This window comes from Cohnella sp. SGD-V74, assembly GCF_003001675.1.
Lineage (GTDB): Bacteria > Bacillota > Bacilli > Paenibacillales > Paenibacillaceae > Cohnella.
Map to the genome: position 1 here is coordinate 85,270 of NZ_PVYW01000015.1, position 19,304 is coordinate 104,573.

Annotated in this window: 17 protein-coding genes and 1 pseudogene; all 18 read right to left on the reverse strand. The window is 43.6% G+C overall.

The genetic code is table 11. The features are described 5' to 3' along the window. Window positions 1-74: 74 nt before the first annotated feature. The gene (gene rfbH / locus B0G52_RS21870) at window positions 75-1,637 is read right to left on the reverse strand and encodes a lipopolysaccharide biosynthesis protein RfbH (RefSeq protein WP_198960699.1); all 1,563 of its coding nucleotides are present in this window, start codon (window positions 1,635-1,637) and stop codon (window positions 75-77) included. Beyond that, entirely contained in the window at window positions 1,634-2,713 is a 1,080-nt protein-coding gene (gene rfbG / locus B0G52_RS21875) for a CDP-glucose 4,6-dehydratase (RefSeq protein ID WP_094047520.1), read from the reverse strand. The genes rfbH and rfbG overlap by 4 nt, the downstream gene beginning before the upstream one ends. A 184-nt stretch (window positions 2,714-2,897) precedes the next feature. Beyond that, a complete protein-coding gene (gene hpf, locus B0G52_RS21880; protein WP_094047521.1) occupies window positions 2,898-3,455 on the reverse strand; it encodes a ribosome hibernation-promoting factor, HPF/YfiA family in 558 nt (185 codons plus the stop codon). 199 nt (window positions 3,456-3,654) lie between these two features. Continuing rightward, window positions 3,655-3,852 carry a cold shock domain-containing protein gene (locus B0G52_RS21885; RefSeq protein ID WP_094047522.1) on the reverse strand — a complete coding sequence of 66 codons (198 nt, stop codon included), beginning with the start codon at window positions 3,850-3,852 and terminating at the stop codon, window positions 3,655-3,657. A gap of 146 nt (window positions 3,853-3,998) precedes the next feature. Continuing rightward, entirely contained in the window at window positions 3,999-5,054 is a 1,056-nt protein-coding gene (locus B0G52_RS21890; RefSeq protein ID WP_158223817.1) for an FkbM family methyltransferase, read from the reverse strand. Window positions 5,055-5,311: 257 nt separating this feature from the next. Further along, window positions 5,312-5,974, reverse strand: a complete 663-nt coding sequence (locus B0G52_RS21895) for a TylF/MycF/NovP-related O-methyltransferase (RefSeq protein ID WP_094047524.1) — start codon at window positions 5,972-5,974, stop codon at window positions 5,312-5,314. Between the two features lie 36 nt (window positions 5,975-6,010). Then, the gene (locus B0G52_RS21900; RefSeq protein ID WP_094047525.1) at window positions 6,011-7,189 is read right to left on the reverse strand and encodes an N-acylneuraminate cytidylyltransferase; all 1,179 of its coding nucleotides are present in this window, start codon (window positions 7,187-7,189) and stop codon (window positions 6,011-6,013) included. Continuing rightward, a complete protein-coding gene (locus B0G52_RS21905) occupies window positions 7,174-8,037 on the reverse strand; it encodes an N-acetylneuraminate synthase family protein (RefSeq protein ID WP_094047526.1) in 864 nt (287 codons plus the stop codon). The genes B0G52_RS21900 and B0G52_RS21905 overlap by 16 nt, the downstream gene beginning before the upstream one ends. A 163-nt stretch (window positions 8,038-8,200) precedes the next feature. Continuing rightward, a complete protein-coding gene (locus B0G52_RS21910; RefSeq protein ID WP_198960700.1) occupies window positions 8,201-9,172 on the reverse strand; it encodes a TylF/MycF/NovP-related O-methyltransferase in 972 nt (323 codons plus the stop codon). 145 nt (window positions 9,173-9,317) lie between these two features. Then, window positions 9,318-10,772 carry a hypothetical protein gene (locus B0G52_RS21915; RefSeq protein WP_094047527.1) on the reverse strand — a complete coding sequence of 485 codons (1,455 nt, stop codon included), beginning with the start codon at window positions 10,770-10,772 and terminating at the stop codon, window positions 9,318-9,320. Continuing rightward, window positions 10,769-12,130 carry a glycosyltransferase family 2 protein gene (locus B0G52_RS21920; protein ID WP_094047528.1) on the reverse strand — a complete coding sequence of 454 codons (1,362 nt, stop codon included), beginning with the start codon at window positions 12,128-12,130 and terminating at the stop codon, window positions 10,769-10,771. The genes B0G52_RS21915 and B0G52_RS21920 overlap by 4 nt, the downstream gene beginning before the upstream one ends. Before the next feature lie 30 nt (window positions 12,131-12,160). Then, entirely contained in the window at window positions 12,161-13,408 is a 1,248-nt protein-coding gene (locus B0G52_RS21925; RefSeq protein WP_143762613.1) for a glycosyltransferase, read from the reverse strand. 4 nt (window positions 13,409-13,412) lie between these two features. Then, window positions 13,413-14,729 carry a glycosyltransferase family 2 protein gene (locus tag B0G52_RS21930; RefSeq protein WP_094047530.1) on the reverse strand — a complete coding sequence of 439 codons (1,317 nt, stop codon included), beginning with the start codon at window positions 14,727-14,729 and terminating at the stop codon, window positions 13,413-13,415. Window positions 14,730-14,765: 36 nt separating this feature from the next. Beyond that, on the reverse strand, window positions 14,766-15,746 hold the full coding sequence (locus B0G52_RS21935; protein ID WP_255407504.1) for a Gfo/Idh/MocA family protein: 981 nt from the start codon (window positions 15,744-15,746) through the stop codon (window positions 14,766-14,768). Next, window positions 15,741-16,112, reverse strand: a pseudogene (locus B0G52_RS36260) (adenylyltransferase/cytidyltransferase family protein); the annotation flags it as partial. The gene B0G52_RS21935 and the pseudogene B0G52_RS36260, both read right to left, overlap by 6 nt. Next, a complete protein-coding gene (locus tag B0G52_RS21940; RefSeq protein ID WP_094047532.1) occupies window positions 16,109-16,894 on the reverse strand; it encodes an adenylyltransferase/cytidyltransferase family protein in 786 nt (261 codons plus the stop codon). The gene B0G52_RS21940 and the pseudogene B0G52_RS36260, both read right to left, overlap by 4 nt. Before the next feature lie 2 nt (window positions 16,895-16,896). Next, on the reverse strand, window positions 16,897-18,117 hold the full coding sequence (locus B0G52_RS21945) for a glycosyltransferase family protein (protein WP_094047533.1): 1,221 nt from the start codon (window positions 18,115-18,117) through the stop codon (window positions 16,897-16,899). A 27-nt stretch (window positions 18,118-18,144) separates the two neighbouring features. Continuing rightward, window positions 18,145-19,287 (reverse strand): FkbM family methyltransferase, encoded by a 1,143-nt coding sequence (locus B0G52_RS21950; RefSeq protein WP_158223818.1) that lies wholly within the window; start codon window positions 19,285-19,287, stop codon window positions 18,145-18,147. Window positions 19,288-19,304 lie beyond the last annotated feature (17 nt).

The following is a 19,304-nucleotide window of genomic DNA, read 5'->3' on the forward strand; positions in this document are numbered from 1 at the left end:
AGTCGAGCGGCGCGTGCTTCGCGTCCGGTTGTTTGTATGCCTTCATCATACCATGGACAGGCTCCGCGATCAAATTAGAAATTTGACAGCGCAAATCGACGAATTTCCTCCACAATAAACCGAATCTCCTCTGCTCCCAGGCCTGGATATACGCCAAGCCAGAAAGAACGATTCATAACGTTGTCCGTATGCGTCAGCTCCCCGACAACGCGATACCCTGTGCCGGATGCTCTCATCTCGTCGAACAAGGGTTGTCTCAGCAGATTTCCCGCGAACAGCATGCGCGTTTGAATGCCTTTATTTTCAAGATGACGGACGATCCTCTCTCTCGTGAACGGCGCGTTATCCCGTACGGTCAGGAGGAACCCGAACCAGCTAGGATCGGAGTTGTCGGTCGCTCTGGGCAGTTGGAACAGATTCGCCAAGGGCAGCAAACCTTCGTACAGCATCGTCCAGTTTCTTTTTCTGGCCTCGACGATCCCGGGGAGCTTCTGAAGCTGCGCGCAGCCTACGGCAGCCTGCATATCCGTAATCTTGAGGTTGTATCCGAAGTGAGTGTATACATACTTGTGATCATAACCCTCCGGAAGCTCTCCGAACTTCTGAGAAAAGCGCCTTCCGCACGTATTGTCTTTGCCTGAAGCGCACCAGCAATCCCGTCCCCAATCCCGGAACGACTCGACAGCCCGCTTCAGCCGAGGGTCGTTCGTGTATACGGCGCCACCCTCCCCCATCGTGATGTGGTGCGGAGGATAGAAGCTGGATGTGCCGATATGGCCGATCGTTCCGGTCAAGCGCCACTGTCCGTCGTAAAAATACTTTGAGCCGAGTGCATCGCAATTATCCTCGATCAACCATAGCCGATGCTTGTCGCAAAACTCTCGAACGCGCTGCAAATCAAACGGGTTGCCCATCGTGTGAGCGATCATGACGGCTTTCGTTTTGTCGCTCAGCGCGGCCACTAAGTGCGATACGTCGATGTTGTACGTCTCCGGATCGATGTCGACGAACACGGGCACAGCTCCGAACTGCACGATCGGATTCACCGTCGTCGGAAAAGAAGCCGCCACCGTAATAACCTCGTCGCCTTTGCTTATTCTCCTGTCCTTCAGCATCGGAGAGGTCAGCGCCATGAAAGCGAGCAGGTTGGCGGAGGAACCAGAGTTCGTGACCAGCGCATATCGGACTCCGAGAAATGCAGCGAGTTCTCGCTCGAAGCGCTCCACGTACCTGCCGCCTGTCAGCCAGAAGTCCAGCGACGAATCGACCAGGTTGAGCACTTCACGTTCATCGTAGAAGCGTCCCCCATAGGATATCGGCCGTCCAGGTGAAAAAGGAGGTTTGGCTGCGTGCTTGATCCGGTAATGACGAGTTGTTTCGATGAGTATTCGATTTCTTAGAAGGGATTCTAGAAGTCGGTTGTCGGCCTGGGATAGGAAGTTTTCGGTTTGATCAATGTGGATCGTGTAAGTTTTGTCTGCGGCGATTTGTGCAGCGGTCACGTTATCCGGGTCCGCTTCGTAATTCAGCATCATAAACTGGGCCTGTCCGCTTTCGTCGCTGCCGGTCAACGCAATCGCGGTGCGCCGTTCCCCTCTCCAGTTGACCTCCCATATCGAGCCCGGTTGAATCGTCATGTCGACTCTCCTTCCTCGTATTCGGCGATCTGGCGGAGACACAGGTCGGCGATATTTTCTCCCTGCAAATAGGCTTTGTGCCACTCTACCGTCTTGAGGAGCGATGTGCCTAAATCCCAGCGTGGATGCCAATCGAGTCGGACTGCGGCTTTAGAACTGTCGAGTTTTAAGATGCGGGCTTCCGGCCAGCTCTGGATCGACTGATCCGGTGCGGAGACGGCTGCGTCCGTTCCCCATATCCGCCGAAGCTGGTCCGCGATACGGCCAACGCTTTGGACATCGCGGTCCCCCGGACCGAAATTCCACGCACCTCCGTACGCAGGGCCCTCCTTGTATAGAAATTCCGCCAATCGCATATACCCTTCTACAGGTGCAAGCACATGCTGCCATGGGCGTGTTGCCAGCGGATGCCGAAGGACGATCTCCCGCCCTTCCTGCAGCGCTTGCAGGCAATCCGGAACGAGGCGGTCTTCAGACCAATCTCCACCGCCGATAATGTTACCCGCTCGCGCGGTCGCAATCGCCACCCCGTGAATCGGATAACGGTCCTCCGGAAAATAGGACTCCGCATAAGCACGAACCGCCAGTTCCGCGCACGCCTTCGAAGCCGAATAGGGATCCTTGCCGCCAAGACGTTCATTTTCCCGGTAGCCCCATATCCATTCTTGATTCTCGTAAACTTTGTCCGTCGTCGCTATGACGACCGCCCGAACGGAAGGGCAGTTTCTGACGGATTCTAGCAGATTAACGGTTCCCATCACATTCGTGTCGAATGTCACGGTCGGATCTGCGTATGAACGGCGAACGAGAGGCTGGGCGGCAAGATGAAATACGACTTCCGGTTCGGATTGAAGGACGGCCTTTCTCAGATTGTCTAAACTCCTGACGTCTCCATAACGGTCATCTAAAACCTTGCCGATCTTGCTTAGATGGTACAGACTCGGGTCTGTTGGAGGGCTTAGTGCGTAACCGCTCAGTATCGCTCCTTGCCGTGACAGCGCCAGCGCAAGCCAGCTCCCCTTGAACCCTGTGTGGCCGGTGATCAACACTTTGCGGCCGTTCCAGAAACTGCTCAACCTTCACGCCTCCTCTGCTGCCGTAGCTACCTTGATACCCTCATTCTTCATCATATTGGAGAGAAGTCGGGAAGGTTTGTACTTCGAGAGAAGAGGCAGATGTCTTGGGGTAAGCCAGCTGCGCAGATTCGCAGACACTAAAAAGCCCCGGCGAGATCGCCGAGGCTGGATTGTTCGATAGGGATTATTGGGCTTCAATCAGCCCATATTTGCCGTCGTCCCGACGGTAAACGACATTCACTTCCTTCGTGTCGGTATTCGCGAACACGTAGAAGTTGTGTCCGACGAGATTCATCTGCAGAATCGCTTCCTCGACGTCCATCGGCTTCAGGTTGAAGCGCTTGGTCCGAACGAGCTCCAGGTTCTCGTCTTCTTCGCGAGCCAACGTCGACACGCTTCCGTTGCCGAAGTCTTCTTTGAACAAAGCTCTGGCAGATCCCGGCTCGCGGAATTTGCGATTGATCTTCGTCTTGTGCTTGCGAATTTGTCTTTCCAGTTTGTCCACTACGAAGTCGATCGAAGCGTACATGTCGTCACGCTTCTCTTCGGCGCGAAGCATCGCTCCCGGAAGAGGAATCATAACCTCGATGGCTTGGTGGCCCTTGGTAACGCTCAAGGTTACATTGACATCGGATTGCGGAGGCGTTTCAAAATACTTGTCCAGACGACTCAGCTTCTTCTCCACGTACTCTCTTAAAGCATCTGTGACTTCCATGCGCTGACCTCGAATGTTGTATTTCATGGGGCAACTCCTCCTTTGCTTACCTACATCATATCACATTTGAGATGGGCTATTCAAAACATTCAGTTAATAATTTTGAATTTTTTGAAAACTTAAATTATTGCTGTGAATCGTCGAATCGGGAAAAGAAAAACCCTGGATTGCTCCAGGGAAGCGGTGCGTTGTTCTTATGTGAGTTAGGCGCGATCGCGCCGGATGATTACAGTTTGGTAACGTTAGCCGCTTGAGGACCTCTTGCGCCTTGTACGATGTCGAATTCCACCGATTGGCCTTCTTCAAGCGCTTTGTAACCGTCCATTTGAATAGCCGAGAAGTGAACGAACACGTCCCCACCTTGCTCGGTTTCAATGAAACCGTAACCCTTTTCTGCATTGAACCATTTTACTTTACCTTGCATGTGTTAAACATTCCCTTCATATTCAAATGACGTTAGACATAGGCATCTATACCCAGCCCACATCCCGAATATAACATCAGGTAAAGATTGGTGTCAATGATTTTTTTGTAAGCGGTGTCAAATGGCGTGTATAATTTGTATACGCCCTAAATTGCGTAAAGAACCGTTTCCTCCGGGCCTAAAGAATAATGACGGATATACAGTCTATAATCTGAGTGCAATGAAAGCACATAATCCGGTATTTCAAATATGTCATTGTCTCTATGATAGATAGATATTGCTAATTTAGGACGATTTTGTCTGATTGTATTTCTCGCCCCCCTCAAAGCTTCCAATTCAGAACCTTCAACGTCCATTTTTATGAAAGTAACCTTATCTTCGCCAACGATCTCGTCCAACGGGACTCCCTCAATCGTGACAATTCTTTCGTTCCCCTTATTTATTACCTTAGAACGTTGACTTTGTTGCATACTAAAATTAAGGGTTTTCTTTTCTTCCCAAAGTCCATTTGGAAACAAGTAAATGTTCTCAATCCGCTTTCTTTCAATAATCACTTGACACTTTTTATAGTTCTGTATATCCGGCTCGAATGCATAGATCTTTTCGTATGCTCCGTCGCACCATTTTCTGAATGAGAGATCTGTTTCACAATCAAAGCAACCCGCGTCTATAAATATCTCATTTAGAGCAGGCCTAACAATATCTGTGTCAAAGTATTGCAGATCCAGCAGCTCGGCTGAAATCTTTCCAACATTAATAATCTGCCCCTCAGGAACTCCACCTGAAGTAAGTTCCTCATATATTTCGCGCCAGTATTTTGATGAAACTATCATGACATAGCTATCTTTATAATTTTCAAACAACTCTTGCGGCGAAATCACGTCATATCCATGCCAACCGATTTTCTGCTTTTCTGGGTTCTTATCGCATAAGCATTTAAACTTAATTTGAGGGAACGCGCATATAATTCTATTAAATTCACTTCCTGCTCCATACATGATTAATTCGGAAGAAATATCCGGGATCGTTGAGATTAATGTGTTCAACTGCTGGCTTTGCGGGAGCATATTTACGACATCCATAATAAATCTATAATCATTCGTCAGACTGTACATCATTCTGCTTTGGAATATATCTTGTGACTGCTTGTCTGCTAAATGGTTATAGATTCTATGAACAACTGTTTTCAATTTAATATCCATTCCTTTCGGCTCCCTTACCATTAGTTTCCATTATAGCCCCACTAACTATCCTGCCTTTCAAAGCGTTAAAGATACTGCGGGTCGATGAATACAGTCACAATCACTATTCATAAACGTACAATTCTCGTTGCTATGCAGCAATACAATTCCCGTAATGACGAGCAGATCGCGACACGCATTCTTATCAAGCGAACCTTCCGCCACTTATCTACTTTAACATTCACTCATCGTTAACTTCATATTTGAGGATATGTTTTTTAAATTTTAATTAAGTAACAGGGTGTCATTGCAAATGGAAACTTTCTAATTATTACATCTTTCCCTTTGAAATAATCATCAATCGCTTTTGTCTCGCCGGGGAATGTCCCATAATCATCTATAATAAGAATTCCGCCTTTTACTAGCCGCGGATACAGATGCTCCAAAATCACTGTACAGGGCTCATAAATATCAGTATCTAAATTCAACAATGATATTTTCAATTCAGGATGCTTCCTCACATAGTCGGGAACTGTTTCTGTAATGTCTCCTTTCACCAATTCTATTTGTTTATTAATCCCTTTCCGATCAAGTACTTCTTGCAACTGTTCAACCGCAATACTATTCTCTCCAGCCCCATCAATGAACTGCTTTCGAAACCGAACATCTTCTTCAAAATTCGTTTCTGGAAATTTTCCGAAGATATCAAACCCGATGATCTTCTTAGAATACGTCGAAGACAGAAGCTCTCGGAACATGGAAAATCTCAATAGTGACGCCCCTTTAAACACCCCGCACTCAACAACCGCTCCCGGTAAATCCATAACCATTTTAAACAACTCATAATGTGCCAGCATCTTGCTGATTCGTGTAATATCGCAAGATAGATAGAATTGGTTTTCATATTCAAATGCTTTACTGAAATCAGGCAATGTAATCATAACGCCCATTCCCTTCCTGAGATCACTATTTAATATCTAATTTCTTTTAGTTAACAAGAAGTCACTCACTTCTCTCACGCAACCATGTCCACCACTGAGCGAACAAACGTAGTCGACTTCTCTCCTGACACTCGAATGAGCATCCTGAGGTGCAGCCGAGAAAGCCGCCGCTTGTAAGCACTCAAGATCGTTCACATCATCGCCTATATAGGCGGTTTTATGGAATGCAAATTGGGGATTTGCCTCAAAAAATTCAGCTAAAAACTTTTTTTTATTTTTGATACCCATGAATAAATAATCCACATTTAACTTCTTCGCACGCGCTCGCACAACCTCGATGTCTTCCGCTGTAAGGAACATTACCTTGATGCCCGCTCTTCTAAGAAGTTCAATCCCCTTACCATCTCGGGTATTAAATTTCTTCAGTTCTTGTCCATCCGTAGAATAGTACATACCAGCGTCGGTGAGCACACCATCGACATCAGATATAAATAGATTCAGCGAAGGCCATGCGATATCGCGGTTCGCTTGCGACTCCAACTTCATTTCTTTTATTTTTTCAATAATAGCCCAATCCGTAAGTTCGTCCAATTCTAAATAAGTATCCTCGCTCATCTCATATAAGGCAATCTTACCAGAAACTCTACATTTAGAAGATAGCAATTGATCCCTGCTCGTGATGTAAAAAGCACCATTCTCAACAAGGTAGCCTTCCCAGTCTTGTCTTCTAGGACGAGACAGTGGATTATAATTTTGAGGACTAGCCTCACCTTCGTGCTCTTGCCATATAAAGCGTTTCTGCCGCACAACCGAAACGAGGCTATCGGCTTGAACATCATCCAATTTGCGTAATGCTTCTGTTAAATCCTCTGCTTCTAGTAATGGAGATGTGGCCTGAATAAACACAATGCGCTCAGCTTTTATACGATTTGCAAACTCCAATAAAACCGTCTCAGACGGAGCCTGATCATGAGCACTTTCAGCGCTACGCTCGATAACGTTCACATTAGAAAAGCCAAAACTCAGCACCGTTTCTTTGATACGAATATCATCAGTTGCAACGAAAACCTCGTCTATCTCCGTGCATTTAGTTGCCGCAACTATCGACCAATATACTAATGGTCTACCACAGAAATCCTTAATGTTCTTCAATGGAATACTTTTGCTACCGCCGCGAACAGGAATGAATGCTACCGTTTTTAGTGTTTTTTCCATTTAAGTTTGTCCCTTTGCACAACCTCAATATTGAGGAGATCTTCTTTTTTATATGTTAGTGCTTTCTGAACGCCTTCTAAATTCCTTGCTAACCTCCGCAATCCATCCGGTTCTAGGCTGGCAGCATGGTCCGTGCCCCTCCATGTTCTATCGAGAGTATAATGGCGTTCTATTGTAGTAGCTCCTAGAGTGAATGCAGCGATATCAATTGCAATTCCATTATGATGCCCCGAGAATCCTATTTCTTTAACATCCCGCCCGTAGGCCTGGCCCAGTCTAGATATTTCCAGCAAGCATACATCTTCAAAAGGAACAGGGTATCCAGAAGTACAGCTATACAACACCAGATCCTTGGCACGCTTATTCTTAATAAAGAATTCAACTACCTCCTTTTCTTCCTGTTTCGTCGTCATACCTAATGACAGATGAATCTCACCGTGAAACTCATCACACAAAAAACCTAACATTTCATAATGTAAATTCAGGGCAGAAGGGATCTTAATAAAGTGAGGGCTCAAGGTCGCTATCTCTTTAGCAGAAGTCATATCCCACACAGATGTACTATAGACAAGCCCCGCTTCCTCGCACCATTTCTTCAACTGACGATGCTGATCAAGATCAAACTCCAAAAACTCTCGATGTTCGCCATAAGTTTCCCCATAAGAATTGTGTGGGTTTGGATGAGGCGCGTTATATTGTTCCGGTGTAAGTAATTCTTTGTTATTTCTCTTTTGAAATTTAACTGCATCTACCTTACAAAATATCGCTGCCGTAGTAATCATTTCTTTTGCAATATCCATATTACCCATATGGTTACATCCGATTTCAGCTACAATTCTCGGTTTCATGATGGGCCTCCTCTTCGCGCACTTTTATAGTTAACTCCACTTTAAACAAATATCTTCAAACAAGAATCAGACTCGACCAGGACCTCCACACTAATATCTGTTCATTTTCTCCAAATTTATATTGCATAAGGAACCGCCTCCTCAGTCACTTTACTTCAACTAATTAGCTTATTTTAATAAACAAAGCATGTCCATTTAGATTGTGAATATAAATCAAATCACTTCTAGTTTTTAACTGATTTACATGTTTGGTAATACCATCACATTTACTAAATCCATAATCATCATAAACTATAATGCCACCAACAACCATTTTACCCCAAATCCAATCAAATATTTGTTGCGCAGAATTATAAACATCCACATCAATATGACAAAACCTAAATACTTCTTCATTTATGAGATCTGCTGTATCATCAGGAAAAATTCCTTTTAAAATTTGAGCATTTTCCAACGACATTTCACCAAGTAAAGATTCAACTGATTCTATACTCGTGTCTTTATGCTCCCCACCTATATAAAATGAATCATTACTCCCTGCTTTGACAACCCCCGTAAAAGTATCACAAAGATATACTGTATCTTCTATATCACAAAGCTTGGCTTTTGTTGCTATCAATGCACCAGTTCCTCCACGCCAAACTCCAATCTCGATTAATGCGCCATTTAAATTGGACACTTGTTCTATTATTGACCATAGTTCAAAGCATCTATATTTATCAACCAATGTATTTTGTTTTATGGTTCGATAAGTAGCCAAAAATAAATTGTCCTCATTCCAGGGAGCATAAGAAGCATGAGGTTCATTTTTTTCATAATAGCTATCTACTATTGATATTCCATATATGAAAAAATGCTCTGCTTCCTTAAAATCCATCTCTTTAAGCTGAAGCGCTATTTCACTATAACAAGATAAACTTGCGACTATTATTAGTAGATCATGTTTCTTTTCCTTCAATAAAATAGAAGGATTATTTACTAATATCCCATCAATATATTTATTTTGTTTTTCAACATCATTATCGACAAAGTACGAAACAACAAATTGTTTTTCACTTGAAATTTTAGTACCATCGTTGCCCGCACCAAAAATAACAATCTTTTTTTTTGTATTTCTAATATCAGATAATTTCAAAAGAACACCGCCTTATATTTATATGTATAATATCAATATAATAATAAGAGTATTCAACAGATGCTTCGAGTGTCCCCATATATGCACACTAATCAGTGAAAATCGTTTCCTGAAATCCCCTTTATTCATCTGGCTTTGGGACACTTCACGTTTCCAATCTCTTAAATCTCCTAGCTAATGCAGGAATAAACGAGGGCGTAATCGAATGATATGTTTTCCCGCATTGCTCACCGAGCGCGATTAGTTCCTCAATGTTGCGATTATGCTGCTCATGATATGATTCCCTGCTATTGATTATCAGCCTATAGGAAGTATGGGCCTCGTGTGCTGCATTCACTGTATCGTCCCATTGTGCTATCTTACTGTGGTCCCAAGGCTCTTCTAAATTGGATGATCCATCACAGCCTGCAATCAGAATTGTATCTGCAAGCGATGAAGCTATAGGTATAGCTAAAGTTGTAATTACGTTAGCTAATGATTTTACCCAGAACGAATCTAACACGGGGAAATGATAAATCGTACTTGTAATAGGCATTCCAATGATCTGGTAACGCAGCTCCGGATACTGAGCAAACAACAATGCCGCATACATCTCAGGAACGATGCAGTAACGCGAAGAATGGTCAAGAAACTGCTTAATCGTTTCTCTATATTGTTGACCAAATATCGTATGACTGAAAAAGTGCGCATCGATAGCAACAAGCACATCTGGATCCAGCCGGTCGAGCACCTTCTCACTTTGTACAATTGCATTGCATATAATCTTTACTCCCGGTATGAGCTGCATATTCAGTACCGTCTCTAACGAAGGGCCTGACCCAAACACATAAGCAGGCTGCCCTTTACCGACCAGCGCCTGCAATCGCTCGAAGTTAAACATCGACTGTTTCAGCAATGCTGCTCGTTCTTCAAACTCAAGTGTGCGGTAGTATAATCTTGCATATAGTGGCAATTCCGGGGTTTCCATATAACTCGGATCAACACATCCTATTTTCGCTCGATAGGGCCGTAATAACGCATCATTCAAGCTGGACTGCCTCCATACGAGAAGGACATCGCAAGCATCCATTTCACTTTGCCATACCTCATCACCTGGCAGGTCTTGAGGTATGTATACATGTAGATTCTGTCTATTCGGCAGAAACCAATTCAGTCTCGCCTCCATATCATCATGCTCTTCAATCGTTTCAATGAACGGATAAATAACAATATGACGTATAGCACGCTTATGGAGCGGAAAGTGGACAGTTTGTCCCTCAATTTCCATCGCCATAGGCATAACAATATGAATGTCATCAATGCCGCATGCTCGAAGCGTATCTGCAATCGAAAATGATGCCCAATAGGACGCGACGACATAAATCATCTCTTGTTTATTAGAAAGTTGAGCGATCTGTTGTTGATCTAGTACCGGAATCCCTCTGAATTGCTTGCGTTTAGAAGGAAAGGTGTCGGCACAATATTGAATCCGATCCCGCATACCTAGCGCTTCTAGCTGATCTATATATTGCTCAGCAATGATCCCAGTTTCATAAATAACCAAAGGCATATTATGCTTCAAAGCTTTTATCGGAAATGGGTAATACTTGGATGGTGTCACTCACCGCACCTCACTTCGTGCACAATTAATTCTGGAAAATACTCTGCACTCAAGTCATTTAGCGCATCTTGATAATAAAATATGTTCGAATTCGTTCCACGCAGCTTATATTCCACATCTGAATTGCCATTCAAAAATATGATTACCGTATCCTCCCTTGTAAGCGAATCAAAATCAGGTTGCACAAGAGGAATATTAAAAAGACTTTCATCTTGTTTTGCTTTGATATCCCACACTTCGTAGGGGACAATATTGCACTTAATAAAATCCTGTAACGTACTCTTCGCTACAAGACCAGCGCCATACGCGATTAAGCGACCTTGTGTTCTCCGAATTACAGAGAGTGTATCTTTTTTTTCTGCTGCAAACAGAGTAGTGCAATTGCTTATCGCACAAAAAGCTACAGAAATTCCGGTCCTTTCAACGCGTTCTTCACTTATTTTAGAAGATGAGATCTCATTCATAGCACGTACAAATTTTTTAAAATAGTAATCTTTATAACTTTCTAAGCCAGAGTTCCGACTTATCTGTCTTACCACATATCTACATTTGCTTATAACAGTTAGCTTGCAATAAAAATCAAGTTTGGTTGATGAGTCAATACAATCTTCTAACGTTTTTTGGGACAAAAAACATTTGGATTCTGCATATTGGTAAATTTTTTGTAAGTCCGTTTGCGATGTTATGATAGAGTTTTCACGCAAAATGTAAGAGTATAGCGGTCTTCGCAGGTGAATAATGACTTCCTCCGAAGCTAAGATCGGAAGCCAAATCTGCTCCTCCTGAGTATGGCTCAGATGAGTAATAAAACGTTCAACTAAGCATAATTTATCAATTAATGCCTTTCGAAGCATAATTATCGCCACTGAAGTCATAAGTTTCTTCATAATAAATTTTGTTAATAAATTCTGATTATGATTCGGCACCAGAGTAATCTCTGAGACATCCCGTTTCGGAGCAAAGCCCATATCCCATCGATTTCTGACCTCATCACAAACAACGCAATTTACGTCAGGAAATTGATGCAGTGCATTTACCATGGCTGAAACGTATTCTTCATGTAGTAAATCATCGCAATCTGGTATACATACAAATTCACCCGATACAAGCTTTAAACCATTTCTAACTGCTGCGGCTACGCCCTGATTTTCTTGATCAATGACAATGACCTGATAACCTCGGGCTTGCAGTCTCCCCTCATATTGGGCAATGACCTCTCTAGTCCCGTCGTTACTGCCGTCGTTGACCAAAATGATTTCAATGTTATCCCACTTCTGTGCAAGGACAGAATCAAGCATTTCGGAAATATAGTTAACTTTGTTATAGCATGGAACGACCATGCTGACTTTGGGCTGCATTCGTCTACTCCTTCCTGCAAGGATTCGACCTTACCTGAAGTATTCTAAATACTTATTAACACCATCGGTGCCGTCATACTTGGAATTGTTATCCGAAAATCTGATACGTTTCTCGGTATTTTGAAGCAAATCCGCAATTACGCTCGCCATTTGTTCAGCGTCAAAGCTGCATATCCTTCCGTTAACTCCATCTTCAATCTGCTCTCTAGCGGAAGAAAAATCCGTCGTCACGATGGGACAATTCAAGCTCATCGCTTCTTCTATTGCAAGCGGCCGGCCTTCAAAAACAGACGTTTGAACGTATAACGTACAGTTTTTGTAATAGGGAAATGGATTCGGTGTTTCACCTAGAAAGAAAACACGATCTTGAAGATTCATCTTCTCAATCAGGCTCTGGCATTTTGCAGTGTAAGATTCTGCATGGTAACTTCCAAGAACAAACCAGCGGAAGTCCATGCCGGCCTCTTTCAATTTCCCAGCCGTTTCTATTAGTAATTCGATTCCCTTTTGCGGGTGAATTCTTGCGACGGTTAACAGATTATTCTCGCTTTTCCGATACTCCTCAGGATAAAATTCTTCCGCTTGTCGCAACATAAGCGCTTTATTGTTAATATTAATCAGCACTTGAACCCGATTGGATAAGTCAGGGAAGAGCGCGCAAAAGGACCGGGCATTTTGATTGGCAATACAAACAATGCCGTCCATCTCTTCGTAACATTTTTTTTCATGGCGATAGAATGACTCTTCTTGCATTTTTAACGCGATAGCGGCTTGGATATCCAGATGCAGAAAAACGAATTTCTTTTTTGCGGAGACCTTTTCCGCCAATATTTTCAAGGGTAATGTGTTTGTAAAAGCTATGCCGATATCATAGCACCCATATTCCGGACACAGGGCTTTCAGCACCTTCCAGTTTTCTTCTTGGCGCTGACCCACCGATTGCTTATTAAACTCCGAGTCAAGATTGCGGGCATGAATGAATTTCCTTGCTTTTGCGCTTTCGGTTTGGCCGGAAGCTTCAAGCTCTTCCATAAGCTTAGAAGACCATTTTGAATATTGCTTTAAGAAAGGAAGTACGTTAACGTGCTCCGGAATCATGTCGAACATCTTCGCATCATCTTGATCGTCATCAAATAGCACAAGGTCAATTTGATACTCCTCGACAGGAAACAGCTCAAAAAAGTTGAGCAGAAATCTTTCGATGCCACCGCAAGTTCTAAAGGAGGTATAGAGAACCAGCATTTTTAACTTCGTATGATTAGTGGCCAAAGCATTCACAACCTTAACTCAAGTATTTTTCTGCAATAGAATGAGAGATATAGTTTTTAATATCGTTGGAACTGAATACGACACATGACGAACATGCTTTAATCTCGCTTAGAACTTGTTCTGCTTTGGGAAAAACAAGCACTGTGTCGTCTTTGCCCAGCGAACCAAAGTCGGGCCTTTTGACGCTTTCCCCATCACCTGAGATGTCCCATAGCTCCGTTGGCTCAAGCGGAGTATTCTTCAACAATGGAATCCAGGATACGGCAAGCTTGCCTAGGGCTCCATATCCAATCATGCGGCCATCCGGTGCAATGGACATTGGAGTTGGCGCAACACCAAGCAGTTTATTTTTTGCCGCTTGAATAAATAGTTCTTCTTTTCCGACTATATCGTTTTTCGTAATTGAAGCTGCATTTCCACAAACCGTATTTATCGTTTCTACGAGTTGTTCAAGAGCCTGATCCAAGTAGGAATAACCGTCGGGTAATCCCTTAGCATGCCGATACAGGTTAATATGCTTTGCCATTAACGAGACATGAATCAATTGCTGTTTCCTTTTAGAATCGACAATGTTGTCCGGCAGGTTGTTTATCGCGATTTTACAGAGCCGCTCATATTCATCGTAAAATCGCTGCGCCTGTTCGAACTTAACATGATGGGAATGTCCGATGTCCCCAACATTAAAAAGGTACAGTGCCAAAGGAAAATACTTATATTTTCCCTGATACATAGTAAGGGGAACGATATACCCTGGTTCATGGGAACCTTTCGTATCTGTAAAATAGGTTTGGATAATATTGCACTTCTTAATGTACTCCGTTCTCGCTAAATAAACCCATACCTCTGAACGAATATCCGTCAGAAGATAGCGCTCGGTATATAGTGGCTCTTCGCTTTGGAGATCACTGAACTTAAGTGGCTTATATTGTTTGCCTTCTCCACTGCCTGTATACAGGGCCGCATCGCAAATGCAATAATCGTATTCCGCATGTTCATCCAGCCAGCCGGCCATTACCGATACATACTTGGGATCCAACTCGTCATCGCTATCTATCATGCAGATATAATCCCCGGTAGCTAGCGCAAGTCCTGCTTTGGCAGCGGCACATACGCCGGCATTTTTTTGGTCCTCAATTACAACCTCAAATCCGCGCATTCGAAACTTGGGCTCATATTCAGAGATAATCTCGCGGGTACCATCGGTTGAACCATCATTCACCAGAATAAGCTCAATGTGATCCCATTCCTGCGCGAGAATGGATTCGAACATTGCGCCGATATATTTCACTTTATTATAACATGGCATAACCATACTTACTTTGCCTTGCATAGGGTACCCTTCCTTCCAAGAGATTCTGCGCCAACGCTAGGATTTTCCCTTTCTCACTTGCAAAAATTTCTCCATAACCCTCGCCATTGCGATGGACTCCTCAACTGTCAGCTTGTAGTTGCGCCTCGCCGGTTCGTTGATATTGCGAACGAAATCAGCGATTTCGAAACGCATTCCATATCCGGGAAACGGCGCGTAGAAGCTTTCATTATCGTCCGGATTTTCGTAACATACCTCAAAGGTTCTAGTTAACCACCAAGGCGATTTAACTTGGATATATCCTCTTGTGCCGGAAACAAGCAGCTGCCCCTCGCTTTTAACGCCTATGCCGGTTTTCACGGTGGCTATCGCATCTTCAAAGCGGAAGTAGGCTTTCGTATAGATATCCACTTCGGTATTGTCTTTAAAAATTTCGAACCGCGGATCATTGAATTTGGTTCCCAACAGCTTCACGATGGGCAACAAATTATAACTCGCCAGTTCCGTAAAGCTGCCACCGACAACGGGGGAATATTCCCGAGCCTTGGAATCGCTAGGGACAAGCTTTGTGAATGTGGCTTCCACATCATATATTTTACCGATTCGTCCGCTTTTGGCAGTTGCAAGGAGGTTGAGAAAGCTGGGTGCATAAGCTGTTTTGATGGCTTCCATTAATACAAGACCCGTTTGCTGTGCCAATTCATACAACTCTCGCGCTTCATTTTCGTACAAAACCATCGGCTTTTCGCAAAGTACGTGTTTTCCTGCCAACAAAGCCAGACGGGCATATTCATAATGAGTTTCATGAGGCGAAGCAATATATACACCATCAACATTGTCGAGAAAGTCTTCGTATTTATCGAAGGCCCTAGCCAATTCAAATCGATCCGCAAATGCTTTGGCACTGCTTAGACGGGGGTTAAAAACCGATGTCGCAGAGATGCCGCTTACGAATTTCACTTCAGACAGCGTTCTCTCAGCGATACGGCCGCTGCCAACGATGCCAAGCCGAATGCTCCTGTTCCGTTCAATTCGCAAATCCGTGCTTGAAATATCCTTTGTCCTCTCAAGATAGACAACCTCGCAATATTCCTTTAAATAGTCAAATGTGCCGCGCCAATCGGACCCGACAACAAAAATATCGATGTTATACTTTTGAACGTCCCCAATCTTCTGACTCGGATGATCTTCCACAATAATCTCATCGGCGTAACCGCAACTTCGTACATTATCGATGCGACGCATTAAGGAATCCACCACATTCATCTTGCCCCGTTGAATGTCATATTGCTCTGTGGTAACCCCGACAATAAGATAGTCGCCGAGAGCCTTGGCACGTTCTAGCAACCGGCGATGACCTTCGTGGAATAAATCAAACGTTCCGTAAGTGATCACTTTTTTCATATTATTCTCCCCGGTTCGATTCCTAATGACCGTAAAAGCGATAAAATCTGTGAATGATAGACAGCAGAAGCAATCACAACACGATCAAGTTCCTTTTCAAAAACACGAACCTCCTCTGGGGTCAGGCAGCGTTTTCCCTCGAACTGATCGCCAGGTTTTGCGTATGTATCCGCAAATGCGACAATTTCGCAGAAGTCCAACGCCGAAAGCTGCCGGGCATATTGTTTGCCGACGTTTCCGGTGCCATAGATCAGGATACGCTCATGTTTATTCACCTTATCGAAGGGAAATAGATAATGAACTCCATCTTCTATTCTTCTTGCTTTATCCGCATGTTCAGCCTTGGGAGGAAAAATGGCTTCTTGTAAACGGCTGGTGGATACTTCTTTCGTATAGGGAAAGAATACCAAGTTAACACCTACTGCTTTGAGCTCTTCTTCATCATGCCCCCAACCATCGTCTATGTGATCGTCTCCGCTAAACATGGCGTCAAATCCGTATTTCTTTAAAGCATTAAATTTATAGATCAAAGGCTCCGTCGTGATATCAACCTCGTCAACGTATTTGATCGCACTTATGATCTCTACACGATCTTTAAGCGGTATAGTCGGCCATTTATTTTTGCGCTTCATGATCAGCTCATCTGTAAGAACGCCAACAATCAGCTTGTTGCATCGTTCTTTTGCCCGACGGATTAAATTGAGATGCCCCATGTGGAACAGGTCGAATGCACCCGAAATATATCCGATATTCCAATGTTTATCCGTATCCGTGGCTAACATCTTTACGCCTCCAAAAGATCGAAATGCTCTTTGTTTCGATAGTAAAAATCGTCAATTAATGCCGGGTTGTTCAACATCCCGTAACTATAATGGCCGGCTAACACATTTTCAGCGATGATGAAGGAATAAAAATTCGCTAAGGTTAAGAAGAACGCAGCGAAATCATATTCGTCACTCCCTAAGCCGGAACCTTCTTTAACTTTAAACCCGCCCATTTCTTCCCAAGTGGTTCGTTTGAATAAAATCGCACCAATTGAAAACCGATGGGGGCAAACGAAATAGGAGTATGGCATGCTACGTATTTTTTTTGAAGTTTCGTCCAAAGGTAGGGTATGCTCCCAGAGAAACAGCGTTTCTCCGGTCTTCCCCTCGAAATGAGTGTGGAAATCATAATAGGCTTTGCCGAATTTGTCCTCGAACTCTTCGAGACAGTTCATCTTCTCCATAAAACGAATGCTTCCATGTACATTAACGGGAATCAACGGCGCGACCATACCGACTCGATAACGGGAGTTTTTTTCAACATCCCTATACGTTTCAAGTAAACCGTCGAAAAACCCTTCGCAGATAAACATGTCTTCGTCGAGCTTATAGATATATTCCGCATTCGGATGAAGCTTTATGGCTATATTTTGAATTAAAGATAAGTTGTTTTTTTGAGTTGATAGATAGGACCAATTGTTGTCGCGACAGATTTGGCTTAGTTCGGGAACATACTTCCCTGACGACATCACACAAACATCGATATCGCTGGGAACAAACCGTTTAATGCGCTTGAATACAATATCCCATAGCTTTTGTTTGTAGCCCGCAAGAACAAGCAGCGTTTTTGTATGGTTTTTGCGCTTATCTTCAAATGTAAAAGGGTCGTAGAATTGGGGAGCGGTAACTGAGCCCCAATTGCAAACAATGAACTCGCAGCGATCTATCAGATTAAGCTCCTTTAATTGCCTGGTAAAATCTCTCTCGAGATTAGGCGATGTTACAATTATACAAAAATCGCCCTCTTCCTCACTAAGCTTTTGAGGAGAGACAATAGGAATATCGCTGATTGTTCTCCCCTGCATCCCACTCGAGTTATCGCAAATGCAAAATATATTATTCGGTTTCTGGTATTGCAATAGTAGCTTGGTGTAGCTTCCCGCGGGGAACAATACAACTTTCTTGTTTTTAATTGAAGAAATATCGCTTATGGTTTCCCCTTTTTTATAAAAACTCTCCATATGCTTGGCCCCTAGTCAACAATTTGTCTAACTCAGCAACCGCTCCAAAGGAACGGCATAGAATACCAACTCAAATGCGGTATCCGTATATTTTCTAACAAAGAAGTGATAATCGTTTACAAGCTCTCGTAAATATAACGGAATCTCATAGAGGTCTTCCCCTTTATGATAGATGCAAATCGCCAAGATCGGCCGGTTCCTCTGAATGACCTCTTGTGCGCCGCGTAAAGCCGCAAGCTCGGCCCCTTCAACATCCATCTTAATGAACGTAGGAGCACTACCGGTTAATTCGCTGTCCAAGGTACAAATCTCAATGGTAACCTCGCTGGTGCAATCGGTAATCCGATACCCAAGAGGGTCATCTCCCAGATACAAGAACGTCGAACCGCAAACGTCTCCTACAGCTTTATTGATGGCGTGAACCGGAATGCTCACTTTCCCGATTAAGTTTTGTAAGGCTTCAAACGTCTCGGGCGCCGGCTCAAACGCAGTCATTCCGCGCAGATTCGGATACATCTCAGCAAACTGCAGAACCGTATCGCCTGTATATGCTCCGCAATCGACTACATAATCAGACTCTGTAAGCTCGAACAACTCGGGTGCGATATATTGCCATTTCACATCCATCCATGGAGCTGATAATGGCTTTATTTTCAATCCGCTTTCGATAAAATCATAATAGCAGCATTTGGACAAATTATCTTGCAGCATAGACATGACCTCTATGCACTTTGAAGCGTTTGTTATGCATGAATTGCCTATCTCAAGCGCTCTAGAAACCTCAAAAGGAACAAAAAGGACATCCTCTGCGGCAAACCCTTTTTCCACCATTTCATTGAGAAATTTTTTTCTCACCTGAAGGTTTTGATTAAGCACTGCAGGAGTAACGAAAAGTAAAACATTGGACTTAACTGTCTCGTTGGGGAGATAGACCGGGAGTCCTTCGCGTACAACGTCCTTACCGCCAATTCCGGCGTCAATAAAGAAGTCGATTTTTACTCCATTATGACGAAAATAGTTAAGCCAATTAATCCCCCACTCTCCCGCACCATATAACGCAATTTGTTTTTCGTCCGAAAATGCGTTTCTGGTCAAATGAAGTAATGCAGGCGCAATAAGAAAACCGATCGGCGTATCCAAAAGGCTTTTCAGTTTAGTTTCAAATATCATATTAGAGCTTCCTCTCC

What these genes read in the sequence shown, in the direction of transcription:
- rfbH (WP_198960699.1), bottom strand. Translation starts at nt 1,637, where the DNA reads ATGACGATTCAACCGGGCTCGATATGGGAGGTCAACTGGAGAGGGGAA.
- hpf (WP_094047521.1), bottom strand. Translation starts at nt 3,455, where the DNA reads ATGAAATACAACATTCGAGGTCAGCGCATGGAAGTCACAGATGCTTTA.
- B0G52_RS21885 (WP_094047522.1), bottom strand. Translation starts at nt 3,852, where the DNA reads ATGCAAGGTAAAGTAAAATGGTTCAATGCAGAAAAGGGTTACGGTTTC.
- B0G52_RS21890 (WP_158223817.1), bottom strand. Translation starts at nt 5,054, where the DNA reads ATGGATATTAAATTGAAAACAGTTGTTCATAGAATCTATAACCATTTA.
- B0G52_RS21895 (WP_094047524.1), bottom strand. Translation starts at nt 5,974, where the DNA reads ATGATTACATTGCCTGATTTCAGTAAAGCATTTGAATATGAAAACCAA.
- B0G52_RS21900 (WP_094047525.1), bottom strand. Translation starts at nt 7,189, where the DNA reads ATGGAAAAAACACTAAAAACGGTAGCATTCATTCCTGTTCGCGGCGGT.
- B0G52_RS21905 (WP_094047526.1), bottom strand. Translation starts at nt 8,037, where the DNA reads ATGAAACCGAGAATTGTAGCTGAAATCGGATGTAACCATATGGGTAAT.
- B0G52_RS21920 (WP_094047528.1), bottom strand. Translation starts at nt 12,130, where the DNA reads ATGCAGCCCAAAGTCAGCATGGTCGTTCCATGCTATAACAAAGTTAAC.
- B0G52_RS21930 (WP_094047530.1), bottom strand. Translation starts at nt 14,729, where the DNA reads ATGCAAGGCAAAGTAAGTATGGTTATGCCATGTTATAATAAAGTGAAA.
- B0G52_RS21940 (WP_094047532.1), bottom strand. Translation starts at nt 16,894, where the DNA reads ATGTTAGCCACGGATACGGATAAACATTGGAATATCGGATATATTTCG.
- B0G52_RS21945 (WP_094047533.1), bottom strand. Translation starts at nt 18,117, where the DNA reads ATGGAGAGTTTTTATAAAAAAGGGGAAACCATAAGCGATATTTCTTCA.
- B0G52_RS21950 (WP_158223818.1), bottom strand. Translation starts at nt 19,287, where the DNA reads ATGATATTTGAAACTAAACTGAAAAGCCTTTTGGATACGCCGATCGGT.